Below are 9,949 nucleotides of genomic sequence, written 5' to 3'. Positions count from 1 at the left end.
GCCAGACCGTCGTCATGGTCACCCACGACCCCGTCGCCGCCTCCTACGCCGACCGCGTCGTCTTCCTCGCCGACGGCCGCATCGTCGACGAACTGCCGAACCCCACCGCGGACGCCGTCCTGGACCGCATGCGCCGCTTCGACGCCAAGGGCCGCACCAGCTGACGCCCCGCGCCGGCCGACCGCCCCGGCCCCGAACCGGCCGCCGTCCCCACGACCCCCAGGACTGACTCCCTCCCATGTACCGCACCGCACTGCGCAACGTGCTGGCCCACAAGGCCCGACTGCTGATGACGGCGCTCGCCGTCCTCCTCGGCACCGCCTTCGTGGCCGGCACCCTCGTCTTCACCGACACCTTCGGCAACGCCATGCGCTCCCAGAGCGCCAAGAGCTACACCGACATCGCCGTCACCGTCAGCGACGGCGCCGCCGTCAGCAAGGGGTACGACAACGGCGACCGGACCTCCGGCGGCCCCTCCCTCACCGAGGACACCCGCAAGGCGATCGCCGGGCTGCCCGGCGCCGCCGAGGCCCGCGGCGTGGTCAGCGGCTTCGCCGGCATCGCCGACCGCAAGGGCGCGCTGATCGGCAACGGCTTCTCCACCACCGGCACCAACTACGTGCCGGGCGCCGACGGTACCGACCCGCGCTACCCGCTGGTCGACGGCCGCGGCCCGCGGACCTCCGACGAGGTGGCCCTGGACGCCAAGACCGCCGAGAAGGGCGGCTACAAGGTCGGCGACACCGTGCGCGTCGCCATCAACGGGCCGGTCATGGAGCTCAAGCTCACAGGCACCGTGACCACCAACGACCCGCGGGTGCTCTCCGGCGGCTCGCTCGCCGCCTTCGACACCGCCACCGCCCAGCAGCTCTACCTGGCCCCGGGCCGGTTCGCCGAGATCGACGTCAAGGGCAAGCCCGGCGCCGACGACACCGCGCTGCTCGCCGCCGTCAAGCAGACCCTGCCCGCCTCCGACGACCTGGAGGCCCGCACCGGCCGCGAACTCGCCGACGAGCAGGACCGGATGATCGAGGCCGGCACCAAGGGCATGTCCACCGCCCTGCTGATGTTCGCCGCCATCGCGCTCTTCGTCGGCGTCTTCATCATCGCCAACACCTTCACCATGCTGGTCGCCCAGCGCACCAAGGAACTGGCCCTGCTGCGCGCCGTCGGCGCCAGCCGCAAGCAGATCACCCTCTCCGTGCTGGCCGAGGCCGTGCTGGTCGGCCTGACCGCCTCGATCGGCGGCCTGGTCGCCGGCATCGGCATCGCCGCCGGGCTGCAGTCCGTGATCGGCTCGCTGGACACCGGCATGCCCACCGGCCCGCTGGTGATCGCCCCGTCCACGGTGATCGCCTCGATCCTCGTCGGCACCGTCGTCACCGTGCTCGCCGCCTGGCTGCCCTCGCTGCGCGCCTCCCGGATCGCCCCGGTCGCCGCGATGAGCTCGGCCGAGCAGCCGGCCACCCAGAAGTCCCTGCTGGTGCGGAACATCATCGGACTGTTCTTCGCCGCGGCCGGCGTCGCCGCCCTGCTCGGCGGCGCGGCCGCCAAGGAGGTCAACCTGGTGGCCCTCGGCGCGGGCGCGCTGATGATCGGCGTCTTCGTGCTCACCCCGCTGCTGTCCCGCCCGATGATCGCGCTGTTCGCCCCGGTGCTGCGCAAGCTGTTCGGCACGCCCGGCAAGCTGGCACGCGAGAACGCCGTGCGCAACCCGCGCCGCACCGCCGCCACCGCCTCCGCGCTCACCATCGGCGTCACCCTGATCACCGCGCTGACCGTGGTCGGCGCCTCGGTGAACAAGGCCGTCGACGAGGCCACCGAGGTCGATCTGAAGGCTGACTACGCCGTCGCCATGGAGAACTTCTCCATGCTCTCCCCCGAGGTCTCCGGCCAGATCGCCAAGACGGCCGGGGTCACCATGATCAGCGCGGTGCGCGAGGTTCCGGTGAAGGCCGTCGCCGACGGCGACACCACCCGGCTGACCGCCGTGGACGCCACCACCTTCGACCAGCTGATCGACCTCAAGGTCACCGCCGGCGCCGCCGACTCCCTCAAGCAGGGCAAGCTGCTCGCCACCACCGGCTACGCCGAGCGCAACGGCCTGGCGGTCGGCTCGACGCTCGACATCACCTACCCCGACGGCAGCCGCGGCACCCTGACCGTCGGCGGCCTGGTCGAGCAGAACACCGAGGTCGCCGGGATCATCGCCCCCGAGCAGGTGGTCGGCTCGCACGCCGCCGCCGGCTCCGGCCTGCAGAAGGTCCTGGTCAAGGGCGCCGACGGCGCGACCCCCGAGCTCAAGCAGGCGCTGCGCGACGCCACCGGCGGCAACCCGCTGATCAGCGTCAAGGGCGAGAAGGACATCAAGGCGGAGAACAGCCAGCTGGTGACCGCCCTGCTGAACATCATGTACGGCCTGCTGGGCATGTCCGTGGTGGTCGCGGTGCTGGGCGTCATCAACACCATGGCGATGTCGGTGTTCGAGCGCCGCCGGGAGATCGGCATGCTGCGGGCGATCGGCCTGGACCGCCGCGGCATCGGCCGGATGGTCCGGCTGGAGTCGCTGATGATCGCGCTGTTCGGCGGCGTGGTCGGCGTCCTGCTCGGCATCGTCACCGCCTGGGCCGGCACCCGCACCCTGGCGGACTCGTTCAAGAACATCACCCTGGTGGTCCCGCCCGGGAAGACCGCCTTCTTCCTGGCCGCCGCCGCCGTGATCGGCCTGCTCGCCGCCCTCTGGCCGGCCCGCCGCGCGGCCCGGATGGACATCCTGGGCGCGATCAAGGGCGAGTAGCCACCAGGGCGAGTAGCCACCGCCCACCGCCCCGAACACGCGGCGCCCGCCGGGATCACTCCCGGCGGGCGCCGTGCTGTCGGGCGCTGTGGCTCAGGTTTTCAGGTCGGACGGGGCGCGCGACTGGGCGGACCGGTCCCCCGGGGCGGCGTCGCCCGGCGGCTTGCCGACGTCGTCCAGCGTGCTCTGGGCCCGGATGTCCACGAATCTGGTCACGAGGTGCTGCGCGGCGCCGAACGCGACGCCCCAGGCGAGCACCTGGGCGCGGCTGTCGAGGTCGCTCAGGCCGGGGACGAACGCGCCCCTGATCAGGAGCAGTCCCATCACGGCGGTCAGCGCTCCGGTCGGGAACTTCAGCGCCGCCGCCGCGAGCGGCAGCATGAACGGCGCGCTGGTGCCCTGGATCCGGCGCAGCGAGCCGATCACGGTGAGCGCGGCGCCGGCCAGTCCGGCGACCTCGACGGTGATGATGTCCAGACGTGAAGCGTAGTCACCCGGAATCGGCTTGGTCCAGACCCACGGGTACTCCCCGGACGGGCAGACCACCATCCGGACGCTCGACGGGCCGGGCAGGGCGAAGGAGGGGGCCTGGGCGGGCGGCGAGGTGGGGACCGGGCTGAAGCAGAGGCTCATGGACGTGGGGAAGAACCAGCCGAAGACGGCCAGGCTCATCACGCCGAGCATGACGCAGGCACTGGCGGCCCAGAGGATGTTGCGCAGGCTGCGCACCCGCGCGTACTCCGCGTCGAGCGCCGCGTACGCGGCGTCGAGGGTGCGCACCAGCAGGCTCCGGTCCGCCTCGCCGACCGGCTTGTCCTTCGAGCCCACCCGTGCGGCGAGCGCGGCGGTGCGCAGGTCCTTCCTGCCCAGGTGCAGCCGCGCCACCGCCAAGACGTCGACGGCGCGGGCCGGCAACGACTCGGCCGGGACGACTTCCAGGAGCAGGACGTCGGCGGAGCGGACGTTCGACCAGCTGCCTTCGAGCGCGGTGGCGCCGGACCAGAGGCGGCGCAGCCGGCCGTGCCGTTCGGTGGCCGCCGCGGAGGCCTTCGCCAGACAGGCGCTGGCGCCCTCGATCAGCTCGCGGCGCCGGCAGTCGTCCTTGGCGCACACCCCGCTCCGGGCCTTCTCGCCCCGGCAGGTCCGGCACCCGCAGTCGGCGGCGGTGCACAGCTGGTGGTCGAGCTGTGCCTCAAGGTACGCGACCCGGGCCAGGACGCGCTCGCGCCATGCCGATCGCTGCCTCTTCCGCCGCTCCGGTAACCGCTCGGACCGTTCGTCCGCCGGGGTCCCCATCTCGACCACACTCCCACGTCGAGACGTTCTCTTCCTCCACGGTAGGCCCATTCGCGCCGCGCAGACAGGGAAATCCGCCGCCGATTCGTTCGGATACGCAGGGAGTGCGGGGGGTCAACGGGGCACCGGCGCCCCGGCGGTGACGGTGGGGCGCCGGTGCATCACCGAGAGCGAACGTTTCCTCAGCAGCCGTTGAGGATCGAGGAGAGGGCACTCTTCTCGGCGCTGTCGACGGAGAGGCCGTAGTAGTACTTCACCTGGACCCAGGCGCGGGCGTAGGTGCAGCGGTAGGAGGCCTGCGGCAGCCAGTTGGCCGGGTCCTGGTCGCCCTTGGAGCGGTTGGAGCTCGCGGAGACGGCGACCAGCTGCGGGCGGGTCAGGTCGTTGGCGAAGGCCTGGCGCTGGGCGGTGGTCCAGGCCCAGGCGCCGGAGCGCCAGGCCTCGGCGAGCGGCACCAGGTGGTCGATGTCGAAGGTCGAGGCGCTGGTGGTGGTCACGTTGTCGTAGACCGAGAACCAGCTGCCGCTGACGGCGGCGCAGTTGGCGTCGGTGACGACGTTGCTGCCGTCCCGCTTGAGGACCGTCTCGCGGGTGTTGCAGGTGCCGGAGACGGTGATCCAGTGCGGGAAGAGCGCACGGTCGTAGGTGGTGGTGTGGGACTCGGCGGTCACCGCGATCGCGGCGAGGTAGCCGCGGGCGGTGGCGGCGGAGACCGGGGTCGGCAGGGCGGCCTGGGCGGTGCCGGCGCCGGTCAGCAGGGTCGCGAGGGCGAGCAGCAGGGCGCCGAAGGCGGCGGCCACGGCGCGGCGGGGCGCGGATATGGCGGACATCGCGGACATGCGGGGGACTCCTGGGTCGAGGAGGGCAGGGGAAAGCCCCCGGGCGGGAACCGGCCCGGGCTGCCAACCAGGATGGGGGCCAAGGGGTTTACGCGGGTAGATCCAGGAGGTGAACTTTTTGACCGGCTGTCAGGTGCGGCATCGGCCGGCCCGCCGGGAACGCCGAACGCCCCGCCCGGCGGGTGGCCGGACGGGGCGTTCTGGAGGGTCGCGCGGGTGCGCCGGCGGCGCGAAGTGTTCGCTCAGGCGGCCGACTTGGCGGCATCCGGCTTCGGGGCGACCGGCTTGGCCGGGCCACCGCCCGCGGTGCCGACCAGGAAGGCGGTCAGCACCGGGCCCAGGTAGGCCTCCCAGACGGCCAGCTGGAAGACCGTCGGGTCCGGCTGGAAGTTGAACACGCCCTTGAGCAGGGTGCCGTACCAGCTGTCCTTCGGGATGGTGCTGCTGATGTCGAAGGCGATCTTGTCCAGGCCGCCCAGCCAGCCGGCCTCCTGGAGGTCGTGCACGCCGTAGGCGAGCACGCCGGCGGCGACCACGACCAGCATCGCGCCGGTCCAGGTGAAGAACTTGGCCAGGTTGATCTTGAGCGCGCCGCGGTAGAAGAGCCAGCCCAGCACCACCGAGGTCAGCAGGCCGAGCGCCGCGCCGATGATCGGGTTGTAGCCGTCCGAGGTGGCCTGCACCGCGGTCCAGATGAACAGCGCGGTCTCCAGCCCCTCCCGGCCCACCGCCAGGAAGGCGGTGAGCACCAGGGCGCCGGTGCCCATCGCGAGGGCGGCGTCCAGCTTGCCGTGCAGCTCGGTCTTCAGGTGCCGGGCCGTGCGGCGCATCCAGAACACCATCCAGGTGACCAGACCGACGGCGATGACCGACAGCGTGCCGCCGAGCGCCTCCTGGGCCTCGAAGCTGAGCTGGGTCGAGCCGAACTGCAGCACGGCGCCGAAGGCCAGGCTGAGCGCGACGGCCACGCCGACGCCGGCCCAGACCGGGGGCAGCCGGTCCTTGCGGCCGGTCTTGACCAGGTAGGCGATGAGGATGCAGACGACCAGGCTGGCTTCGAGTCCTTCGCGCAGGCCGATCAGGTAGTTGGCGAACACGCTGGCTCCTGGGGGGTGAAGAGGTGGTACGGGCGAGACGGGTGGGGGGGTCGGACTCAGCCGAACAGGGCCTGGCCCCACCACTCGCCGGGCTTGCGGACGCCCGCGGGGCAGGCGAAGTGGGCCGAACCGACGTGCTGGATGTACTCGTTCAGCGCGTCGGAGGCCGCGAGCCGCTGCTGGAGCGGGACGAAGGCCTTGCGGCTGTCCCGCTGGTAGGCCAGGAAGAACAGGCCCGCGTCGAGCCGGCCGAGGCCGTCGGTGCCGTCGGTGAAGGAGAAGCCGCGGCGCAGGATCATGTGCCCGTCGTTGGAGTCCGGGTGGGCGAGGCGGACGTGCGCGTCCTGCGGCATCGCCTTGAGGTCCGGGTCCTCGTGCTCCTTGGTCCGCCCGTACGCCGCGCCCTCGCCCTTGGTGCGGCCGAAGACGTCCTCCTGCTCCTTGAGCGAGGTGCGGTCCCAGGTCTCGATGTGCATCCGGATCCGGCGGGCGACCAGGTAGGAGCCGCCGGTCATCCACTCCGGGCCCTCGCCGGTGGCGACCCAGACGTGCTCGGCCAGCTTGGCGGTGTCGGTCCCGGCGATGTTGTGGGTGCCGTCCTTGAACCCCATCATGTTGCGCGGGGTCTGGGCGTCCGGGGTGGTGGAGGAGGTCTTCCCGAACCCCAGCTGCGACCAGCGGATGTTGACGGTGCCCATGCCGATCCGGGCCAGGTTGCGGATCGCGTGCACGGCGACCTGCGGGTCGTCGGCGCAGGCCTGGACGCACAGGTCTCCGCCGCTGCGCTGCGGGTCGAGGTTGTCGCCCTTGAACCTGGGCAGATCGATCAGGGCCTCGGGCCGCTTCGCCCCGAGGCCGAAGCGGTCCACGCCGTCCTTCTCGAACAGGCTCGGACCGAAGCCGATGGTGAGGGTGAGCCGGGAGGCCGGCAGGCCCAGGGCCTCGCCGGTGTCGTCCGGCGGCGCCTCCGGCAGGCCGCTGGCCGCGCCGCTGCCGACCTCGCGGCCGCCGGTCATCGCGGCGGCGGCCTTGGTCCACTCCTTCAGCATCTTGACCAGCGACTCGCGGGTGGCGCTCGCGGAGACGTCGAAGGCGGCGAAGTGCAGCCGGTCCTGGACCGGGGTGGCGATGCCGGACTGGTGGTCACCGTAGAAGGGGATGTCGGCGGTGGCCGCGGCCGGGGCGGCCGGGGTGTCCCCGTCCTGGCGGGTGGCGGCGGCGACCGAGCCGACGGCGGCCGCGCCCAGCGCGACCCCGGCACCGGCCCAGCCGATCACGGCGCGGCGGCTGACCGAGGTGCGGTCGGCGGTGGTGTCCGCGGTGGCGGCGGTGTCGGCCGGCGTCCCGCTCTGCTGCTGGTTCTCGGCGTCCATGGGCGGTGGACCCTTCTGTACTGGACTCGCGGATGCCGTGGCGGCCACGGGGGCCGCCACGGCGGAGGTCGGATGCGGTGCGCGGTGGCGCGGTGCCCGGTGCGCGCCGGGGGCGGGCGCACCGGGCGGCGGGCGTTACTTCACGACCACCGCGGCGGCCAGCTTCGACAGCGGCTCGGCCAGCGAGTTGACGGCGTCGGACAGGCTCTTGCGCTCGGTCTCGGCGACCTTGTCGTAGGTGGTGTAGGTACCGTCGGCCTGCTTGTACTTGGCGAGCAGGGTCTCGATCGCGGCGAACTCGGAGTCCAGCGTCTTGGCCAGCTCGGCGTTCTTCTCCGAGGCGACCGGCTTCAGCAGCTCGTAGGCCTTCTTGGCGCCCTCGACGTTGGCGGCGAAGTCGGCCAGGTCGGTGTGGCTGTAGCGCTCCTCCTCGCCGGTGACCTTGCCGGTGGCGACCTCGTCCAGCAGTTCCTTGGCACCGTTGGCCATGCTGGTCGCGGTGATCTCCGCCTCGGGGATCTTCTTCTGCCAGTCCTTCAGGTCGGCGACCAGCTGGTCGGCGAGCTTCTTCTCGGCGTCACCGATGGCGGCGTCGGCCCACAGCGACTTCTCCAGCTTGTGCCAGCCGGTCCACTCCTGGCCCGGCTCCAGGCCGTCCTCGCGGGCGTCGGTCTTCGGGTCGACGTCACCGAAGCTCTCGGCGACCGGCTCGGTGCGCTCCCAGCCGGTGCGCGACGGCGCGTAGAGGGCCTTGGCCTTCTCCAGGTCGCCGGACTTGACCGCGGCCGCGAAGGCCTCGACGGCCGGGATGGTGGCGTCGGCCTGCTCCTGGGCGTAGGCGCGGTAGGCGGCGACGGCGGCGGTCAGCCGCGGGTCGGCCGGGGCGGCCGAGCCGCCGTCACCGGTGACGGTGATCTTCTGGCGGATGCCGTCGCCGACCATGCCCGGCTTGCAGGCGATCTCGTAGCTGCCGGCCTTGATCTCGGCGTTGATGGTCGTCTTGGTGCCCGGGCCGATGTTCTCGCGCTCGGTGACGATCTTGTCGCCGGCGGCGTAGACATAGACCTCGGTGACCTTCGAGCCCTTGTTGGCGATGTCGAACGCGACGTGACCGGCCGGGAAGGTGGTCGTCGAGACCTCGCAGGCGGTGTCGGTGGCGTTCACCTTGATGGCGTCGGCCCCGGCCTTGTCGTCCTTCTTCGAGCAGCCGGCCAGTGCGGCGGTCGCCACGGCGAGGGTGAGCAGCGTGGCTGCGGTGGAACGACGGGCGGGCATGAGGGCTCCAGCGGTGGGCAGGGCGAATCAGGGCAGGGCACATCAGGGCAGGGCTCAGCACGGGTGGGGGCGATGACGCCGTCGGCGACCCGCCACCCACTTAGCTAAGGCATACCTTAGGGATATCGGATTTTGCCGTCTACACCGGGGTCGGTCACGAAACGGTGCAGGTGGGAGCGGCCCCGGGGCGTCCCGGCGGTCGGTCCACCGACGATTTCCGGCCACCGGGGGCGCGTACGGGCGTGGCGAAGAGGGCAAAGAAGTGGTAAAGGAGCGCGCACCGCCGGTGCGCGCTCCTTCAGTGCCACGGTTCCGCCCCCGGTTTCTGTCACCGGTTTCTGTCACCGGTTCCGGCCCGGTTCCGAGACCGGACCGGGCTCAGGCCTCCGGGGTGCGCCGGGCGGCGGCCCGGGCGGTCCAGCGGCCCTCGTGCCGGGTGATCCGGATCGGGTGCCCGAAGGTGGCGCTCACCAGCTCGGTGGTCATCACCGCGTCCACCGGCCCGGCCGCGACCGTCTCCCCGCCGCGCAGCAGCAGCGCGTGCGTGGTGGACTCCGGCAGCTCCTCCAGGTGGTGGGTGACCAGCACGCTGGCCAGCTCCGGGTGCTGGTGGCGCAGCAGGTCCAGGCTGTCCAGCAGCAGCTCCCGGGCGGTCAGGTCGAGCCCGGTGGCGGGCTCGTCGAGCAGCAGCAGCCGCGGACTGGGCATCAGCGCGCGGGCGATCAGCACCCGGCCCCGCTCCCCCTGCGAGAGGGTCGTCCACGCCGACTCCGCGGAAGCCGTCATGCCGAGGGTGTCGATCAGCTGCTCGGCCCGGTCCAGCTCCTCCGGGGTGGGCTTGCGGTGCAGGTCCGGCTCGATGGTGCCGGTCATACCGGTGAGAACCACCTCGCGGACGGTCAGCGGCGAGCGCAGCGGGTGGCGCGGGTTGACGTGGCCGAGGTGGGCGCGCAGCTCTCGGATGTCGACCCGGCCGAGCCGGCGGCCGAGCACGTCCACCTCGCCGCGGGTGGGGTGGGAGACGGCGCCGAGCAGGGCGAGCAGGGTGGACTTGCCGGCGCCGTTGGGGCCGAGCAGCGCCCAGTGCTCCCCGGGGCGGATGGCGAGGTCGATCCCGCGCAGCAGGTGGCGCCCGTCCCGGACGACGTCGACGGCCCGGGTGCGCAGCAGCGGCAGCGGTTCCCCGCCGGGCCCGCCGGTGGCCGGCTCGGTGGCGCGCGGGTCGGACGGGGTGCGTGGGTCGGGCGTGCTCATGCGGGCGGTCCTCCACGG

The 9,949-nt window shown here is 72.6% G+C and carries 7 protein-coding genes and 1 pseudogene; 2 read left to right on the top strand and 6 right to left on the bottom strand.

Annotation, left to right across the window (positions count from 1 at the left end; genetic code table 11):
* Positions 1 to 164: pseudogene (locus ACFVFS_RS33325) on the top strand (ABC transporter ATP-binding protein); the annotation flags it as partial.
* 74 nt (positions 165 to 238) lie between these two features.
* A complete protein-coding gene (locus ACFVFS_RS33320) occupies positions 239 to 2,797 on the top strand; it encodes an ABC transporter permease (RefSeq protein WP_380628608.1) in 2,559 nt (852 codons plus the stop codon).
* Between the two features lie 93 nt (positions 2,798 to 2,890).
* Here the strand turns inward: ACFVFS_RS33320 and ACFVFS_RS33315 are convergent, their stop codons facing one another.
* The 6 genes from ACFVFS_RS33315 to ACFVFS_RS33290 form a co-directional block, all read right to left on the bottom strand.
* Positions 2,891 to 4,093, bottom strand: coding sequence for a hypothetical protein (locus tag ACFVFS_RS33315; protein WP_380628607.1), 1,203 nt, complete (start codon positions 4,091 to 4,093; stop codon positions 2,891 to 2,893).
* A 182-nt stretch (positions 4,094 to 4,275) separates the two neighbouring features.
* Positions 4,276 to 4,923: an HNH endonuclease family protein gene (locus ACFVFS_RS33310; protein WP_380628609.1), complete on the bottom strand. Its 648-nt coding sequence runs from the start codon at positions 4,921 to 4,923 to the stop codon at positions 4,276 to 4,278.
* A gap of 251 nt (positions 4,924 to 5,174) precedes the next feature.
* Positions 5,175 to 6,029 carry an iron uptake transporter permease EfeU gene (gene efeU / locus ACFVFS_RS33305; protein WP_380628606.1) on the bottom strand — a complete coding sequence of 285 codons (855 nt, stop codon included), beginning with the start codon at positions 6,027 to 6,029 and terminating at the stop codon, positions 5,175 to 5,177.
* A 56-nt stretch (positions 6,030 to 6,085) separates the two neighbouring features.
* A complete protein-coding gene (gene efeB, locus ACFVFS_RS33300; RefSeq protein ID WP_380628605.1) occupies positions 6,086 to 7,402 on the bottom strand; it encodes an iron uptake transporter deferrochelatase/peroxidase subunit in 1,317 nt (438 codons plus the stop codon).
* 135 nt (positions 7,403 to 7,537) lie between these two features.
* Complete coding sequence (efeO, locus tag ACFVFS_RS33295) at positions 7,538 to 8,677, bottom strand: iron uptake system protein EfeO (RefSeq protein WP_380628603.1); 1,140 nt, start codon at positions 8,675 to 8,677, stop codon at positions 7,538 to 7,540.
* Positions 8,678 to 9,055: 378 nt separating this feature from the next.
* Positions 9,056 to 9,931: an ABC transporter ATP-binding protein gene (locus ACFVFS_RS33290; RefSeq protein WP_380628602.1), complete on the bottom strand. Its 876-nt coding sequence runs from the start codon at positions 9,929 to 9,931 to the stop codon at positions 9,056 to 9,058.
* Positions 9,932 to 9,949: the final 18 nt, after the last annotated feature.

The sequence above is a fragment of the Kitasatospora sp. NPDC057692 genome, assembly GCF_042799475.1.
Lineage (GTDB): Bacteria > Actinomycetota > Actinomycetes > Streptomycetales > Streptomycetaceae > Kitasatospora.
Note: the sequence above shows the minus strand (reverse complement) of the source record. Positions and strands in the feature narration are given on the sequence as shown.